At 67.0% G+C, this 15,283-nt stretch carries 14 protein-coding genes; 11 read left to right on the top strand and 3 right to left on the bottom strand.

Features of this window, described 5'->3' with window-relative positions; translation table 11 throughout:
- The first annotated feature begins 41 nt into the window (after positions 1 to 41).
- From HL666_RS00325 to HL666_RS00335, 3 genes are all read left to right on the top strand, one after another.
- Complete coding sequence (locus HL666_RS00325) at positions 42 to 872, top strand: ABC transporter permease (RefSeq protein WP_172179316.1); 831 nt, start codon at positions 42 to 44, stop codon at positions 870 to 872.
- Between the two features lie 232 nt (positions 873 to 1,104).
- On the top strand, positions 1,105 to 2,712 hold the full coding sequence (locus HL666_RS00330) for an amidohydrolase family protein (protein WP_172179318.1): 1,608 nt from the start codon (positions 1,105 to 1,107) through the stop codon (positions 2,710 to 2,712).
- Positions 2,709 to 3,719, top strand: coding sequence for a CobW family GTP-binding protein (locus HL666_RS00335; RefSeq protein WP_172179320.1), 1,011 nt, complete (start codon positions 2,709 to 2,711; stop codon positions 3,717 to 3,719). Before HL666_RS00330 ends, HL666_RS00335 begins: the two co-directional genes overlap by 4 nt.
- Positions 3,720 to 3,906: 187 nt before the next feature.
- Here HL666_RS00335 and HL666_RS00340 read toward each other — a convergent pair whose 3' ends face one another.
- Positions 3,907 to 4,728: an IclR family transcriptional regulator gene (locus HL666_RS00340; RefSeq protein ID WP_172179322.1), complete on the bottom strand. Its 822-nt coding sequence runs from the start codon at positions 4,726 to 4,728 to the stop codon at positions 3,907 to 3,909.
- Positions 4,729 to 4,905: 177 nt separating this feature from the next.
- On the opposite strand from HL666_RS00340, the gene HL666_RS00345 reads away from it, so the two are divergent.
- From HL666_RS00345 to HL666_RS00375, 7 genes are read left to right on the top strand one after another with little or no spacing between them, the layout of a single operon-like run.
- The gene (locus HL666_RS00345) at positions 4,906 to 5,961 is read left to right on the top strand and encodes an ABC transporter ATP-binding protein (RefSeq protein ID WP_172179324.1); all 1,056 of its coding nucleotides are present in this window, start codon (positions 4,906 to 4,908) and stop codon (positions 5,959 to 5,961) included.
- Positions 5,958 to 6,815 carry an ABC transporter permease gene (locus tag HL666_RS00350; protein WP_172179326.1) on the top strand — a complete coding sequence of 286 codons (858 nt, stop codon included), beginning with the start codon at positions 5,958 to 5,960 and terminating at the stop codon, positions 6,813 to 6,815. Before HL666_RS00345 ends, HL666_RS00350 begins: the two co-directional genes overlap by 4 nt.
- 5 nt (positions 6,816 to 6,820) lie before the next feature.
- Positions 6,821 to 7,615 carry an ABC transporter permease gene (locus HL666_RS00355; RefSeq protein WP_172179328.1) on the top strand — a complete coding sequence of 265 codons (795 nt, stop codon included), beginning with the start codon at positions 6,821 to 6,823 and terminating at the stop codon, positions 7,613 to 7,615.
- A gap of 4 nt (positions 7,616 to 7,619) precedes the next feature.
- The gene (locus tag HL666_RS00360) at positions 7,620 to 7,913 is read left to right on the top strand and encodes a (2Fe-2S)-binding protein (protein ID WP_172134512.1); all 294 of its coding nucleotides are present in this window, start codon (positions 7,620 to 7,622) and stop codon (positions 7,911 to 7,913) included.
- On the top strand, positions 7,906 to 9,300 hold the full coding sequence (locus HL666_RS00365; protein WP_172179330.1) for an FAD/NAD(P)-dependent oxidoreductase: 1,395 nt from the start codon (positions 7,906 to 7,908) through the stop codon (positions 9,298 to 9,300). The genes HL666_RS00360 and HL666_RS00365 overlap by 8 nt, the downstream gene beginning before the upstream one ends.
- The gene (locus tag HL666_RS00370) at positions 9,284 to 10,456 is read left to right on the top strand and encodes an NAD(P)/FAD-dependent oxidoreductase (RefSeq protein WP_172114664.1); all 1,173 of its coding nucleotides are present in this window, start codon (positions 9,284 to 9,286) and stop codon (positions 10,454 to 10,456) included. Before HL666_RS00365 ends, HL666_RS00370 begins: the two co-directional genes overlap by 17 nt.
- On the top strand, positions 10,453 to 11,499 hold the full coding sequence (locus HL666_RS00375; protein ID WP_172179332.1) for an ABC transporter substrate-binding protein: 1,047 nt from the start codon (positions 10,453 to 10,455) through the stop codon (positions 11,497 to 11,499). Before HL666_RS00370 ends, HL666_RS00375 begins: the two co-directional genes overlap by 4 nt.
- A gap of 140 nt (positions 11,500 to 11,639) precedes the next feature.
- On the opposite strand, the gene HL666_RS00380 is transcribed toward HL666_RS00375, so the two are convergent.
- The gene (locus HL666_RS00380) at positions 11,640 to 12,362 is read right to left on the bottom strand and encodes a pyridoxamine 5'-phosphate oxidase family protein (protein ID WP_246741420.1); all 723 of its coding nucleotides are present in this window, start codon (positions 12,360 to 12,362) and stop codon (positions 11,640 to 11,642) included.
- A 64-nt stretch (positions 12,363 to 12,426) separates the two neighbouring features.
- On the opposite strand from HL666_RS00380, the gene pdxR reads away from it, so the two are divergent.
- Positions 12,427 to 13,887 (top strand): MocR-like pyridoxine biosynthesis transcription factor PdxR, encoded by a 1,461-nt coding sequence (gene pdxR, locus HL666_RS00385; RefSeq protein WP_172179334.1) that lies wholly within the window; start codon positions 12,427 to 12,429, stop codon positions 13,885 to 13,887.
- Here pdxR and HL666_RS00390 read toward each other — a convergent pair.
- Positions 13,875 to 15,149, bottom strand: a complete 1,275-nt coding sequence (locus HL666_RS00390) for a ComEC/Rec2 family competence protein (protein WP_172180149.1) — start codon at positions 15,147 to 15,149, stop codon at positions 13,875 to 13,877. The genes pdxR and HL666_RS00390 overlap by 13 nt on opposite strands.
- Between the last annotated feature and the right edge of the window lie 134 nt (positions 15,150 to 15,283).

The following is a 15,283-nucleotide window of genomic DNA, read 5'->3' on the forward strand; positions in this document are numbered from 1 at the left end:
GCGGCTGAACAGCCGATACTTTCGCAATCGGAGCTTGCGCGATGGCGCTGCTGGTCGTCCCTGCCTGTCTCTTGGTCCTGGCGCTGCTGATCGGGCCGATGATCCTGATGTTCCGGATCTCGCTGAACCAGTTCAGCCCGACCCAGCTGATGATGCAGGCGCTGTCGCCGGACAATTACATCAAGGCCGCGACCGATCCGTACTACCAACAGATCATCCTGGCCACGCTCGGCATCGCGCTGCTGTGCACGCTGCTGACCCTGATCCTGGCGTTTCCGGCGGCCTATTGGCTCGGCCGCATGGAGAGCCGCTGGAAGAGCCTCGTCGTGATCGCCACCCTGTTCCCGCTGCTGGTCGGCAACGTCGTGCGCTCCGCCGGCTGGATGGCGCTGTTCGCGCGTGACGGGCTGCTCAACACGGTGCTGATGAAGCTCGGCGTGGTTTCAGCGCCGCTCGAGATCATGTACACGACCAAGGCGGTCATCATCGGAATCATCGCCGTCGTGCTACCCTACATGATCCTGACGCTGTCGGCGGTCATCGAGAGCATTCCGCGCGATCTCGAATATGCCGCCGCCAATCTCGGCGCATCAGGCGCGCGCGTATTCTGGCGGGTGATCCTGCCGCTGTCCGGCCCGGGCGTCGCCGCGGGCTCGATCCTGGTGTTCGTTTTGTGCATGAACACCTATGCAACGGCGGTGCTTCTCGGCGGCCCGCGATTCAAGATGATGGCGCCTGCGGTGTACGACCAGTTCGTGCGCGGCAACAACTGGCCGATGGGCGCCGCGCTGGCCTTCATGCTGCTGGCGGTGACCATGGCGTTCACCGTGTTCGGCAGCGTGGCGTTCGCGCGGAAGTACAGGGCGGGGTAGGGCTAAGAATGTGGTGCGAGAATTTTGCCGCGCGGCCGGTGTAACCTCTCCCCGCCTGCGGGGAGAGGTCGGATTGCATCGCCAGATGCAATCCGGGTGAGGGGGGACAGGTCTCACTACATACACTCCCCGCGCGGCTGCCCCTCACCCCAACCCTCTCCCCGTGAAGAACGGGGAGAGGGAGCGCACCGCCGCTCTGGCTCGTAGTTCGGGATAAGAAGGACAAGAATGCATGACCGACCAAGCCACACTGCCCGGCGATGAGCTCGCCGTCATCCGGAACAAGGGCGCGGCGCCGATCGTGCCGAAGGCGACGACCAGGGATCGCGGTATCGGGCCATTCAAGCGGCTGGCGCTGCGTAGCGCGGTCGTGATCGACGGCACCGGGGCGCCGCCGATCGGGCCGGTTGACATCATCGTCGAGCAGGGGCGCATCGTCAGCATCAAGAAGGTGGTCGGCTACGGCTATGCCGGCAACGCCGGCGAGCCGGCCGATCACGAGATCGACTGCCGCGGCAAATGGGTTACGCCGGGCTTCGTCGACTGCCACGCCCATGCGGGCGTCGCCTATCACTCCGCCAATGGCTGGGTGCCGCCGGTCGACTATGTCTACAAGCTCTGGCTGGCGCACGGCGTCACCACGGTGCGCGAGATGGGCTCGATGAACGGCCTGTCCTGGATGCTCGACCAGAAAGAGCGCGCCGAGAATAATACGATCGCCGCGCCGCGGCTGCTCGCCTACGCCTATTTCCCGGCCGTCAACGACATGGTCAAGACGATCTACACGCCAGAGCAGGGCCGCAGCTGGCTGCGTCAAGTCAAGGAGCGCGGCGCCGACGGCATCAAGTTCTTCGGCGCGCCGCCCGCGATCATGGAGGCGGCACTCGACGAGTGCAAACAGATCGGCCTGCGCACCGGCTGCCACCATGCCCAGATGGCGGTGTCGCGCATGAATGCGCTGACCACGGCGAAATGGGGCCTCACCAGCGCCGAGCACTATTACGGCCTGCCGGAGGCGCTGTTCGAGGATCGCGTGATCCAGAACTTCCCGCTCGACTACAACTACACCGATGAGTATTTCCGCTTCTCGGTGTCGGGCCAGATGTTCCGGCAGGGCGCCGAGCCGGGCTCCGCGAAGTGGAACGAGGTGCTGGAGCAGTTCCTGGAGATCGGCTTCACCTTCGTGCCGACATTCACGATCTACGACGCCAACCGCGACCTGATGCGGGCGCGCCAGGCCTATTGGCACAAGGATTACACCTGGAAGTCGATGTGGGACTACTTCACGCCGCAGCGCGGCGGCCACGGCTCGTACTGGTATCGCTGGTCGACCCAGAACGAGATCGAGTGGAAGGAGAACTACCGGCTCTGGATGGCCTTCATCAACGAGTACAAGAACCGCGGCGGCCGGGTCTGCACCGGTTCCGATTCCGGCTTCATCTACCAGATCTTCGGCTTCGGCTATGTGCGCGAGCTCGAGCTGTTGCAGGAGGCCGGCTTCCATCCGCTGGAGGTGATCCGCTCTGCGACGTCGCAGGGCGCCGCACTCTGCGGCCTCGAGGGCGAGATCGGCACCATCGACGTGGGCATGCGCGCCGACATGCTGGTGCACGACCACAATCCGCTGACCGACTTCAAGCTGCTCTACGGCACCGGAGCGATGCGCTTCAACGATGCGACCAACGCGGTCGAGTGGCACCGCGGCCTGAGATACACCATCAAGGACGGCATCATCTACGACACCGAGCAACTGCTCGCCGACGTGCGTGAGCTGGTGAAGGCCAGCTGGGAGAGCGACGTGCCGGAGAAGTACGTGACCAAGGATGCCGCGGCGCCATGAGCGCTGGTATCATCGACTTCTTCGTCCTCACCGGCTTCCTCGGCTCGGGCAAGACCTCGCTGCTGCGTGATGTCCTGACCGCGGAGACCGCGTCCGACACCGCCGTGATCGTCAACGAGGCCGGCGAGGTCGGGCTCGACGGCGTGCTCTTACGCGAGAGCGGCGACGACGTGCCGATGGCGATGCTGTCGAACGGCTGCGTCTGCTGCCAGGTCGGCAGCGATCTTGCCTTTACCATCGATCGCCTGATCATGGCGCCGCGTCCCGACGGCCTTCCGTCCTTACGCCGGATCATCCTGGAAACATCGGGCCTCTCAATGCCGGGTCCGGTGCTGCGCCAGCTCGCGACCCTCGCCGAGCACCGCATGCGCGTCGCCGTCGTGGCGACCTACGATCTTACGCGCGGCCTGGACGTCGCGACCTTCGAGGAAGCCGCCGCGCAATGGGCCGCGGCGCATCGTATCGTGGCGACCAAAGCGGATCTCGTGCCCGACGCCCTGGCAGCAGCGCCCGCTGCGATCGCGCAACTCAATCCGGTGGCCGAGGCCATCGTCGATGCGGATCGTGCATTGGCCGTGTCGGCCGCCTTCGCGCCGTTGTCATCGGCGCCGCCGCTGCGCGAGATCGCGCCCGCTTTGGCCGCCGCGCATCCGCGCCTCGCGCTCTGCCTCGTCCGCCCGCTCGCCGACATCGCCTATGCCAATCTGGCCAGCTGGCTCGACAATGTCGCCGGCTGCCTCGGCGAGCGGCTGCTGCGCATCAAGGGGCTCGTGAAGGTGCCCGAGGCGCCGCGGCCGCTGATCGTCGAAAGCGTCGGCACGGTGTTCTCGCCGCCGCGGCAATTGACGGCCGAGAAGCCGCCAGCGCCCTTCATCGTCGTGATCGCGCGCGACATCGTCCGCACCGAGCTGGAGCAGGTCGAGCCATCCGGCTTGTTCACGTTCTCCTGGCGCGAGCCCGAGAGCGGCGCAACGCCGCGCGGCATGCGCGCGGAGTGGGTGACCTGAACGGCTCGTCAAAGCTTCAGGAGGCCAAGCTACTCGCCGTCATTCCGGGGCAATCGTCCACACGCTGTTGCGTGTGGGCGATTGAACCCGGAATCTCGAGATGGCTGCACACGGTGCAAGCCAACATCGAGATTCCGGGTTCAAGGCCTGCGGCCTTGCCCCGGAATGACGGTGCTCTTGGTGCAGATTAACTGCCGCCGATCGTGCTCAGGCTGCGCGAGGGATAGCGCAGCGCTACGTCGAACGGGTTGAGCTTCCCCGCCAGCGCCTGCGCCTCGCTCTGCAGGATCTTCACGACATGCGGCAGGCGATCCGCGTTCAGCCGCTCCGCCAGTGTGCCGACGCTCAGCGCGGCGACCGCGCGCCCCTGCGCGTCGAGCACCGGCACGCCAACGCCGGCCATGCCTGGAATGAGTCCCGTGCTGGTGTTGACCCAGCCTTGTGCGCGCGCCTGCGCCAGCGCGCTGCGCAGCGAGGCTTCGTCGAGGAAGCCGCGGTCGAGCAGGCGCGGGATGTTGAAGCGGATCACCGCCTCCTGCTCGTCGTCGGGGAGATTGGCGAGGATGGCGAGGCTGCCCTGGCCGAGTCCGAGCGGCACCTTGCCGCCGATGTCGCCCGTGAAGGAGCGGATCGGGAACGGGCCCTCGACCCGGTCGAGGCACACGGCATCGAAGCCGTTGCGCACCAGCAGGAAGATCGTGTCGCTCAAGGTGGCCGACAGCCGGAGCAGCGCCGGACGCGCGGCGTCGCGCAGACCGCTGGCCTGGCCGGCGCGCGCGGCGAGCACGTAGAAGTCGAGCGCGAGGCGATAGCGCTTGCCCGCGGCCTGCTCGGCAAAACCTTCTGCGGCGAGGTCCTGCAGCATGCGGTGCGCGGTCGGCTGGCTGCAGCCGGCGGCCTCGGCGATGTCCTTCAGCCGCAGCCCCTCGGGATCGCCTTCGGCGAGCACGCGCAGCAGTTTCAAAGCCCGTCGCAGGCTTGATGTGGAGTCGGAATCGGCGATCGTCATCTGCCTCAGCGAAAAGTGGAAGGGAGGAAACGATTTAAGATTTCATATATCAGAATTCAGGCAAGATAAATTCAGGATACCGGAATTCATGATTGACGGTTGGTCGCCGCTCGACGTGAAATCCGTCCAGGGCGGCCACTCCCGGGCAATGGCAGGGAGCCTCCCGCGCGAGGATGCATGGGTTTCCTGACGCTGGACGGTCTGACGAAGCGCTATGGCGAGGCCGCTGCGGTCAGCGACGTCACTCTCAGTGTCGCCAAGGGCGAGTTCATCTCGCTGCTCGGTCCGTCCGGCTGCGGCAAGACCACGACCCTCCAGATGATCGCCGGGCTCGTCGAACCGAGCGCGGGGCGCATCACGCTCGACGGCCGCGACATCACCCACGAGAAGCCCGATCGTCGCGGCCTCGGCATCGTCTTCCAGAGCTATGCGCTGTTCCCGCACATGACTGTGGCGCAGAACGTGTCCTTCGGACTCGAGATGCGCAAGGTTGCGCGGCCTGAGCGCGAGACGCGCGTCAAGCAGGCGCTCGCGCTGGTGCAGCTCGCCGCCCTTGCCGACCGCTATCCGCGCCAGCTCTCCGGCGGCCAGCGCCAGCGCGTCGCGGTCGCACGAGCGCTCGTCATCGATCCGCCAGTGTTGCTGCTCGACGAGCCCCTGTCCAACCTCGATGCCAAGCTGCGCGAGGAGATGCAGTTCGAGCTGCGGGGCATCCAGCAGCGGGTCGGCGCCACCACGATCATGGTCACGCACGACCAAAGCGAGGCGCTGTCGATGAGCGACCGCGTCGTGGTGATGGAGCAGGGCCGCATCATGCAGGTCGACGCGCCGTACCGGCTGTATGAGAGCCCAGCGACGCCGTTCATCTCGTCCTTCGTCGGCAAGATGAACCGGCTTCACGGCGTCTGGCGTAACAGCGGTTTCGAAAGCGCCGGCCGCGTGCTGCCGTGCGACGGCGCGGATCTCACCGAGGGCGCGGCGGCCGTGCTGGCGATCCGGCCGGAGAAGATCACGCTGACCTCGCCGGGTGCGGGCGTGCTCGACGGCCGCGTCACCGCGCGCTTCTTTCTCGGCAGCGCGTGGTTCTTCACCATCGAGACGGATGCCGGACTGATCGGCGTCTCCCTGCCCAATGCCGGCGAGGAGCCGGCGCGAGAGGGCGATCCGGTCGGACTCGACTGGAGCAAATCGAGCGCGAAGGCCGCCAAGCCCGAGGGAGCACAGCCTGCATGAGCAGCGCGCGCGCCGGCACGACACCCTGGCTGCTCGCCGCGCCCGGCGCGCTGCTGTTCACCGCGCTCGTGGTCGTGCCGCTCGTCCTCACGCTCGTGCTGTCGTTCCACGTCTACGACACGGCGAGCGGCGTGAAGGACGAGACGACGCTCTCGCACTACGCGATCATTCTCTCCGACAGCTACTTCCTCAACATTTTCTGGCGCACGCTGCGGCTCGCCGCGCTGACCACCTTGATCTGCGCCATGATCGGCGCGCCCGAGGCCTACATTCTGTCGCGCATGCGCGAGCCCTGGCGCTCGATCTTCCTGCTCGCGATCATCGGTCCGCTGCTGGTCTCGGTCGTGGTGCGCGCCTTCGGCTGGAGCATGCTGCTCGGGCCCACCGGCCTGGTCAACGAGGCGTTCCGTGCGCTCGGCCTGGGCACCGTGAAGATCCTCTACACCGAGACCGCCATCGTGATCGCGCTGGTCCACGTCATGCTGCCGTTCATGGTGATCCCGGTCTGGACCTCGCTGCAGAAGCTCGATCCGATGGTGGAAGCTGCCGCCTGGACGCTCGGCGCCTCGCGCTTGACCGCGCTGGGCCGCGTTGTGCTGCCGCAGGTCACCATGGGTCTGTTGTCCGGCAGCCTCGTCGTGTTCGGCCTCTCGGCGTCGGCCTTTGCGATCCCCGCGCTGCTCGGCGGCCGCCGGCTGAAGATGGCGGCGACCCTGGTCTATGACGAATACATGCACGAGCTGAACTGGCCGCTCGGCGCGGCGATCGCGATCCTGGTGCTGGTCATCAATCTCGTCATCATGCTGGCCTATCAGCGCGTGGTCGAGGCCCGCGCCCGGCGGACGTTGGGGTGATCAGCATGCACCGCAACGGTCCGATCGCATTGCTGTTTCACACGCTCGTCGTCGGCTTCGTACTGGCGCCGCTCGTCGTGATCTGCCTCGTCGCATTGACCCCGGCCAATACGCTGACCCTGCCGACGACTCAATTTTCGCTGCGCTGGTTCACGGCGGTGTTCGCGCATCCCGACTTCGTCGCCTCCTTCCTCAACAGCCTGTGGGTCGCGGCGATAGCGGCGACGATCGCGGTGGTGCTCGCGGTGGCCGCCGGCCTCGCGCTCGACCGCTTCGACTTCCGCGGCCGTGCGGCGCTGAACGCGCTGTTCCTGTCGCCGCTGATGATCCCGCATCTCGTCCTCGGCGTTGCGCTGCTGCGGCTGTTCGCGCTGCTCGGAGCCACCGGCAGCCTCGTCTGGCTGACCGCAGGCCACATCGTCGTGATCACGCCCTATGTGCTCCGGCTGGTGCTGGCCGCACTCTCCGGTCTCGACCGCAGCGCCGAGCAGGCGGCGGTGACGCTCGGCGCCTCCGGCTGGGTCGTGTTCCGCCGCATCACCGTGCCGATGATCCTGCCCGGCATCACCGGCGGCTGGCTGCTCGCCTTCATCAACTCCTTCGACGAGCTTACGATGTCGATCTTCATCACCTCGCCTGCGACGGTCACCTTGCCGGTGCGCATGTACATGTATGCGACCGAGTCGATCGATCCGATGATGGCGGCGGTCTCGGCCTTGATGATCGCGATCACCGCGGCGGCGATGCTGCTGCTCGACCGCATCTTCGGCCTCGACAAGATCCTGGTCGGGCAGGGTTGACGCCATGCCGCTGCTGCATCGCATCGTCCGCACCGACAGCCCCGTGATCTGCTTCACGATCGATGGCGCGCCCTGCGAGGGCCGCGCCGGCGATACCGTGCTGACGGCGGTGCTGTGCCACGGCGATCGGCTGCGCCACAGCGAGTTCTCCGGCGCGCCGCGCGCCGGCTTCTGCCAGATGGGCGCGTGCCAGGATTGCTGGGTCCAGCTCGAAGGCGGCGAGCGGCTGCGCGCCTGCACGACTGAACTCACCGAAGGCATGCAAATCGTCACGCAGCGGGGGCGCAGCCATGGCTGAGCGCGCATCGCCCCTGATCGTCGGCGCCGGCCCCGCGGGCATCCGCGCCGCGATCACGCTGGCAGCAGCCGGGCTGCGACCCTCCGTGATCGACGAGGCCCACGCCTGCGGCGGTCAGATCTATCGCCAGCCGCTCGCCCTCGACGGCCGCGATGACCGTGCACGCTACGGCTCCGACGCCGCCAAGGCATCGCGGCTGCATCGCGACTTCGCGGCGCTAGGCACCGGGGTGGATTATCGACCTCGCTCGCTGCTGTGGAATTTGGGCGACGGAGTTGCCGACGTTCTCCGCGACGGCGTCAGCCAGCGCCTGAGTTATGACGGGCTGATCCTCGCCACCGGTGCGACCGATCGCGTGCTGCCGATTCCCGGCTGGACCTTGCCCGGCGTGTTCACGCTGGGCGGCGCGCAGGTCGCGCTGAAGGCGCAGGGCTGTGCGATCGGTCGGCGCGTGGTGTTCGCCGGCTCCGGTCCGCTGCTCTATCTCGTCGCTTGGCAATACGTGAAGGCCGGCGTCGATGTCGCAGCCGTGCTCGACAGCGCGCCGCTCTCGGCGAAATTCAATCTCCTGCGCGCCCTGCCGCTGGCGCCGGGCATCGTGTTGCGCGGGCTGCGAATGGCCGCGGAGCTGGCGCTGCGCGGCACGCGGGTGCAGCTCGGCGTGTCCGGCCTGCGCATCGAGGGCGAGGGCAGGGTTGCACGCATCGTCTATCGGTCCGCCAGTTGCGAGCATGCAATCGCCTGCGACGGCGTCGGCTACGGCCTGAACCTTCGTTCGGAGACTCAGGCTGCCGATCTGGCCGGCTGCGCCTTCCGTTTCGATCCGCGCGACCGCGCTCATTTGCCTGTGCGGGATGTCAGCGGCCGCAGCAACGTTGCGGGCGTCTACCTCGCCGGCGACGGCGCCGGGATCGCCGGCGCCGATGCCGCGGAAGCCGCTGGCGAGCGCGCCGCGCTTGCGCTGCTGGAGGATCGCGGTCTGCCGCATGATCCCCCGCGAGCCGACGTGCTCGAACGTGCGCTCGCGACAATCGATCGCCTGCGTGATGCGCTCGAAGCCGCATTTCCTTTTCCGTCGCATTGGGCCGCGGGCCTCGCCGATGACGCGCTGCTCTGCCGCTGCGAGGACATCAGCGCGGGCGAAGCACGGCGCGCGATCGGCGATTTCGCGCTCACCGAAATGAACCGGCTCAAGGCTGTCACGCGCATCGGCATGGGCCGCTGCCAGGGGCGCATGTGCGGCGCAGCTGCCGCGGAGCTGCTGGCGGCACAGACACGCCGTGAGGTCGGCGCGGTCGGGCGGCTGCGTGCGCAGGCGCCGATCAAGCCAATTCCGTTGGCTGCGGGCCTGTCCGTCGACGAGAGGCAGCATGACCCGGCGCATTGACTGCGATGTCGCGATCGTCGGTGGCGGACTGGTCGGCAGCTCTGCCGCGCTGGCGCTGCGCAGCATGGGCTTCTCCGTCGTGCTGCTCGACAAAGGCTTTTGCGGCGCGCAGGCGAGCGGCGTGAATTATGGCGGCGTGCGGCGGCAGGGTCGCCCGCCGGAGCAACTGCCGCTGTCGCAGCGGTCGCACGCGATCTGGCCGCGACTGCAACAGCTGATCGGCATCGACGGTGAGTTCCTGCGCTCGGGCCATCTCAAGCTGGCGCGCAGTGCGGCTGACATGGCGAGTCTCGAGCACTATGCCGCCGACGTCGCGCCGTTCGAACTCGACCTCGAGCTGGTCGGCCACAATCAGCTGCGCGAGCGCTTCGGCATCGCAGGCGATATCGTCGGCGGCTCGTTCTGCCCGGGCGACGGTCATGCCAATCCTCGTCTCGTTGCGACGGCCTTTGCCGCAGCGGCCGGCCGGGCCGGCGCAGAGGTGTTGGAGCGGACGAAGGTCACCGGCGCCAGCAGGACGTTCGAAGGCTTTGCGCTGGAGGCCGGCGACGTCGCCATCAAGGCGCGCGCGGTCATCAACAGCGCCGGCGCCTGGGCCGACAGTTTTGCGGCAGCGTTCGGCGAGCCGGTGCCGCTGGAGCGCACCTATCCGTCGATGATCGTGACCGAGCCGCTCGATCCGTTTCTGTCCGTCAACATCGGCATCGAAGGCGGCGGCATCTATGCACGGCAGGTGACCCGCGGCAACGTCGTGGTCGGCGGCGAGCGCGCTGCGCCGCTGGCCGATTCCGACTTCTCGCGCCCGCGCAGTGATGGCGTTCTGACGATCATGCAGCGCGCGAGCGAGCTGTTCGGTCCGCTGCGCCACGCCCAGGCCATCCGGTTCTGGAGCGGCACCGAAGCGACGATGCCCGACCGCAATCCGGTGATCGGGCCGAGTGCGACGACTCCGGGCCTGATTCACGCCTTCGGCTTCTCCGGCGCCGGCTTCCAGATCGCGCCGGGAGTGGGCGAGGTCCTCGCCGAGCTGGTGCGCGACGGCCGGACCTCGACGCCGATCGATGCATTTTCGATCACCCGTTTCTCACCCGCATCGCAGCCGGGCGATGCCTCTCAAGCAGCAATGACGACAGGATCGAAGGAGACCTCGCCATGATCGATGCTCGCGCCGCGCTCGGCTCAGCCCTCGCGCTGATGCTCGCTACTGCCTCCGCGCATGCCGAAACCAAGACGCTCTATGTCGGCATGAACGGCGGCAATTTCGAGCGCACCTATACGCAGGCCGTGTTTCCCGAATTCGAGAAGACGAACGACGTCAAGATCGTCGTCGTTCCCGGCACCTCCTCGGAGATCCTCGCCAAGGCGATCGCCGCGAAGGACAAGCCGCAGATGCACGTGATGTTTCTCGACGACGGCGTGATGATCCGCGCCGCCGGCCTCGGCCTGTGCGAGAAGCTTAAGCCGAGCGAGGCGCTCGGCCAGCTCGAGCCGTTCGCGCGGCTCAAGGACGACATCGCCGCCGGCATCGACATCGGCATGACCGGGCTTGCCTACAACAAGAAGATGTTCGACGAGAAGGGCTGGGCGGCGCCGACCTCCTGGCTCGATCTCGCGGATCCCAAATACAAGGACAAGGTCGTGTTCCAGTCGGCCTCGGTCTCGACGTTCGGCCTGCACGCGTTTCTGATGGTCAACCGCATCAAGGGCGGCAGCGAGGCCAATGTCGAGCCGGGTTTCAAGGCGTTCCCCGATACGATCGGGAAGAACGTGCTCGAATACATTCCGAACTCGGCCAAGATCTCCGAGATGGTGCAGACCGGCGAGGCCGCGATCTTTCCGCTGACGCCGACCGCGGTGTCGACCTTGAAGGAGAAGGGCATCGCGGTCGAGTATGCGCAGCCGAAGGAGGGCTCGGTCGTGCTGATGGTCGCCGAATGCGTGATCGCCAACAATTCGGAGGCCGAGCTGTCGCAGAAGCTCGCCGCCTATCTGCTGTCGCCGGAAGCACAGGCGAAAGCTCTGGCCGCCGGCAACATCGTCCCGTCGAACACGGTCGCCAAGGCGACCACTCCGGCGGCCGAGCATAAGCTCGCCACCTTCCACACCTACATGAAGAGCGCGATCACGCTGGACTGGGACGTCATCAACGCGAAGCGCCCTGAGTGGAACACGCGCTGGAACAGGATGATCGAGCGGTAAGATGCGTTGAAGCGCAGCACCACTAACGCCTCACATGCGGGGCTCGTGACTGCGCCCTCTCCCTTGCTGCGGGAAAGGGCACTGCATTGGGCAGCGTAGCCCGCGGCGCGCTTTGCCCCCCTGCATTTGCTTTGCCTCAACTACCCCGCCAGATAGCTCATCGCATAAGTCTCCGTCAGCGCCTCATCCAGCCGCCGTCCCGTCCTGAATGCTGAAAGTGTCGCCGGGCGGGTGACGCCGGCGAGCAGGCGGTCATCCGGCTCCGGCGGCTCGATCACGGTCCGCACCGGAATCCGCTCGGCATAGATCGGCAGCGCATAGTCATCCTCGTCATCGATGACGCCGGCGGCGCGGATCTTGGCGGAGGCTTTTTCGATCTCCATGGTCACCACCGACGTGGCCTTGAGCTCCTGCTCTGTGGTCGGGCGCAACGTCGCGGTGCGGCCCGGAAACAGACGGTCGACCATCATGGTCAATGCCCGCGCCTTCTCGGTCTGATCCTCGATCAGCCTGCTATGGCCGAACGCCATCACCGATCGATAGTCGGCGGAGTGATGGAAGGCGCTGCGCGCCAGCACCAGGCTGTCGAGATGCGTCACGGTCAGGCAGGCCGGCTGTCCCTCGGACAGATTGCGCAGCATCCGGCTCGCGCTCGAGCCATGCCAGTATAGCGTCGTCCCCTCGCGCCAATAAAGTGTCGGCGTGCAGTAGGGTTGGCCGTCGATGACGTACGACACGTGGCAGAGGGTGCCTGAGTCGAGCAAAGCGTGCACCGTAGCGTGGTCGTAGTGCGCACGTTGGTGCCTCCGCTTGACGCGGTTGGTGTCGTCGACGGGGTAGCTCCCCATTTGTTGCTCGGTCATCTCGGTCTCCTGTTTGCGGGCCGCGTCATGCCATGGCAAAGTGGTTGCGGGGAGTTCCACTTCGATGCCAAATCCAGCAACCACTTCTCGGCGTCGGGACGATGTTCTGGCGCTGCCGATCCGGCTCGATCGCGCCATTCGGGGGCAGTCGCAGCAGGTGCACGCGGCCCTGCGCAGCGGAATCGTCGACGGGCTGCTCGCGCCCGGTCTGCGGCTGCCGTCGTCGCGCGCGCTTGCCGAGCAGCTTGGCGTTCGTCGTAACGCGATCGTCGCCGCCTATGAGGCGCTGCTGTCCGACGGCCTGGTGGAGGCGCGGCATGGCGCCGGCACCTACGTCGCCGCTCAGCTGCCTGCGCCGCAAGCGGCCGCGCCGGCGGCCGAGTTGGAGATCCGCATTCCGCCGCGACGGCCGTTCGCGCTCGGCTGTACGCTGGTCGATCCAGGGCTCCTGAAGCGGCTCGCCGCGGCCAGCCGTCGACGGATAGCGCAGGCCGCCCCTGACGAACTCGGCTATGGCGATCCGCGCGGCAGCCTGCATCTGCGCACCCGGATTGCGCACTATCTCGCCGCCAATCGCGGTGTCCGCTGCGATCCGAGCTGCATCCTGATCGTGAGCGGCACGCAGCACGGGCTGCGCCTGTGCATCGATGCGCTGCTTGCGCCGGGAGACGCCGTCTGGTTCGAGGATCCCGGCTATGTCGCCTCGCGCCATACCCTGAGCGCGACCGGCGCGAAGCTGGTGCCGGTGCCGGTCGACGGCGAAGGCGTCGCCGTGAGCGCGGGAGAAAAGGCTTGGGCAAGGGCCAAAGCCGCCTATGTCACGCCTTCGCACCAATTTCCGACCGGCGTGGCGATGAGCATGGCGCGGCGCATCGCGCTGCTGGAATGGGCGCGCAAGGCTGGCGCCTACATCTTCGAGGACGACTATGACAGCGAGTATCGCTTCGCCGGGCCGCCGTTGACGGCGCTTGCCGGGATCGGTGCCGAACGGGTGATCTATCTCGGCACCTTCGCCAAGACGTTGTTTGCCGGGCTGCGGCTCGGCTATCTCGTGGTGCCGCCCACGCTCGTGGCCCGCGTCGTCGGCGCGCGCGCCGCGCAGGACCGCTTTCCGCCCGCGTTCATGCAGGAGGCGCTGGCAGATCTGATGGCCGACGGCGTGATCGCCGCCCACATGCGGCGGATGCGGCCGCGCTATCGCCAGGCGCGCGATGTGATCGCGGAGGCGCTCGGCAAGCACGCGAAGGGATCACTGGAATTGTCCGCGCCCGCGCAAGGGCTGCATCTGCTGGCGACGCTGCCACCGGGAGCGCCGAGAGGCGTGGCGCGGCTGATCCGCGAACGCGCCGATATCGAATGTCGTCTTCTGTCCGATGCGCGGATCGTGCAGCGTGGGCCGGACGGCTTCATTCTCGGCTACGCCGGCTTTCCACCGAAGGATCTCGCCGATGCCGCGAGGCGGCTTGGCCGCGCGACTCAGGAGGTCATGCGTGACCTTGGATCTCGGCGAGCTCAGAAATCATAGTCGATGAAGAGCTGCTGTCCCGGCGTGCTGAAAGCCGGGGGCAGCGGGCCGGCATCGGGGTTTGCAGGCTTGTCCGGGGCGGCTGCGACCTGGTCGCTGCGCGCCAGCTGATCGTTCATGCGCTGGCGGAGCGCGTCGAGAAGCGGTGCGCGCGGCACCTCGTTATAGGCGTGCTCCTGGGTCGAGCACATCCCGACGCAGCCGATGCGCATCGCCTTGACGGCATCCTTCGGGGTCGCATTCGCGCTGCCGTGATGACCGACCTTGTAGAAATCGATCTTGCCCAGAATGTCCCGGGCCCTGGCGGTGAGCTGGGTATGGCCCGGCGTGCCATAGGCGCCGCCATAGAGAAAGTTCTCCCAATTGCCCCATTGCGCGTCGCCTGCAAACAACAGGTTCTTGCCGGCGAACGAGAACAGGATGACGAGGCTCTGATTGTTCAGCGTCTTGTCTGCGGCTTTTGCCTGCGCGGCCAGCACATCCGGCTGCGCGCCATCGAGCATGCTCTTGACCCGATCGTAGCCGTAGGGTGCGAAGGCCTTGTCGTCGTAGTCCTCGCGCCTGCCGCGGAAGGCGTTCCCGAACGGCTTCAATCGCGCCAGCTGGTCGCTGATCTCGGTAGCGCCCGCCAGATATTGCTGGTTCTTGTTGGTCATCTGGCGGATCAGGGCGTCGTCGATCGGTGGTCCGAGGATCTCGGCGGTGAGGCCCGCCGCGGCGAGAGCCGCAGGAAGCGTCGGCACGTCGCCAGCCTTGTAGTAATCAGGCTTTGGCTGGCTGTTCCTGAAGCCGCCATGCAGCACGTTCAGCGCCTTCTGGTTCGCGGCGATGCCCGCAACACCGAGGCCTCCGGTGATGTTCTCGGCCATGCTCAGCAACTGCTCCACCGCGGGATCCGGCTTTGCAGCCAGCCGCGCCTGGAACTGCCGTCCGAGTTGGCCGGCCATCGCGACCAGGCTTGCCTGAAATGCAACGGCCTTCTGATCGTCCGGGTTCTCGAACCAGGGCATCCACACCCGCTCTACCTCGATCTCGGCGAAGATGTCGGCACAGCTGCCGAAGCCCGAGATGTGATCGGCATGACGGTGCGTCATGATCACCAGCGCAAGGCGGTTGCCGCAATCCTTCGCCATCTGCGTGACGGCCGCGCGCATGCTGCCGAGATCCTTGGCGTGAACGCCGCAATCGATCAGGATATGGCTGGCGCCGCCACCGGTCGGCACGCTGAGCAGGAAGAAGTCGCCGAAGCCGATGCGGTACATGCGCACGCGCAGGCCGCGAGCGGCCTTTGGCGCCGCGGCTGTTGGCGAGGGCGCAGCCTTCGCCGCAGGCGTCGTCCGCTTGCGGACCGATCCGCCGCTGCCGGCAGGCTTCCGCGTGCGCGGGGGGCTGGATG

It is taken from the genome of Bradyrhizobium aeschynomenes, from assembly GCF_013178945.1.
Classification (GTDB): domain Bacteria; phylum Pseudomonadota; class Alphaproteobacteria; order Rhizobiales; family Xanthobacteraceae; genus Bradyrhizobium; species Bradyrhizobium aeschynomenes.

Excerpts from the sequence above, each read along its gene's own strand:
- HL666_RS00365 (WP_172179330.1), top strand. The coding sequence starts at position 7,906 with ATGGCTGAGCGCGCATCGCCCCTGATCGTCGGCGCCGGCCCCGCGGGC.
- HL666_RS00375 (WP_172179332.1), top strand. The coding sequence starts at position 10,453 with ATGATCGATGCTCGCGCCGCGCTCGGCTCAGCCCTCGCGCTGATGCTC.
- HL666_RS00360 (WP_172134512.1), top strand. The coding sequence starts at position 7,620 with ATGCCGCTGCTGCATCGCATCGTCCGCACCGACAGCCCCGTGATCTGC.
- HL666_RS00380 (WP_246741420.1), bottom strand. The coding sequence starts at position 12,362 with ATGACCGAGCAACAAATGGGGAGCTACCCCGTCGACGACACCAACCGC.
- HL666_RS00390 (WP_172180149.1), bottom strand. The coding sequence starts at position 15,149 with ATGTACCGCATCGGCTTCGGCGACTTCTTCCTGCTCAGCGTGCCGACC.
- HL666_RS00345 (WP_172179324.1), top strand. The coding sequence starts at position 4,906 with ATGGGTTTCCTGACGCTGGACGGTCTGACGAAGCGCTATGGCGAGGCC.
- HL666_RS00350 (WP_172179326.1), top strand. The coding sequence starts at position 5,958 with ATGAGCAGCGCGCGCGCCGGCACGACACCCTGGCTGCTCGCCGCGCCC.
- HL666_RS00325 (WP_172179316.1), top strand. The coding sequence starts at position 42 with ATGGCGCTGCTGGTCGTCCCTGCCTGTCTCTTGGTCCTGGCGCTGCTG.
- HL666_RS00355 (WP_172179328.1), top strand. The coding sequence starts at position 6,821 with ATGCACCGCAACGGTCCGATCGCATTGCTGTTTCACACGCTCGTCGTC.
- HL666_RS00330 (WP_172179318.1), top strand. The coding sequence starts at position 1,105 with ATGACCGACCAAGCCACACTGCCCGGCGATGAGCTCGCCGTCATCCGG.
- HL666_RS00335 (WP_172179320.1), top strand. The coding sequence starts at position 2,709 with ATGAGCGCTGGTATCATCGACTTCTTCGTCCTCACCGGCTTCCTCGGC.
- HL666_RS00340 (WP_172179322.1), bottom strand. The coding sequence starts at position 4,728 with ATGACGATCGCCGATTCCGACTCCACATCAAGCCTGCGACGGGCTTTG.
- HL666_RS00370 (WP_172114664.1), top strand. The coding sequence starts at position 9,284 with ATGACCCGGCGCATTGACTGCGATGTCGCGATCGTCGGTGGCGGACTG.
- pdxR (WP_172179334.1), top strand. The coding sequence starts at position 12,427 with ATGCCAAATCCAGCAACCACTTCTCGGCGTCGGGACGATGTTCTGGCG.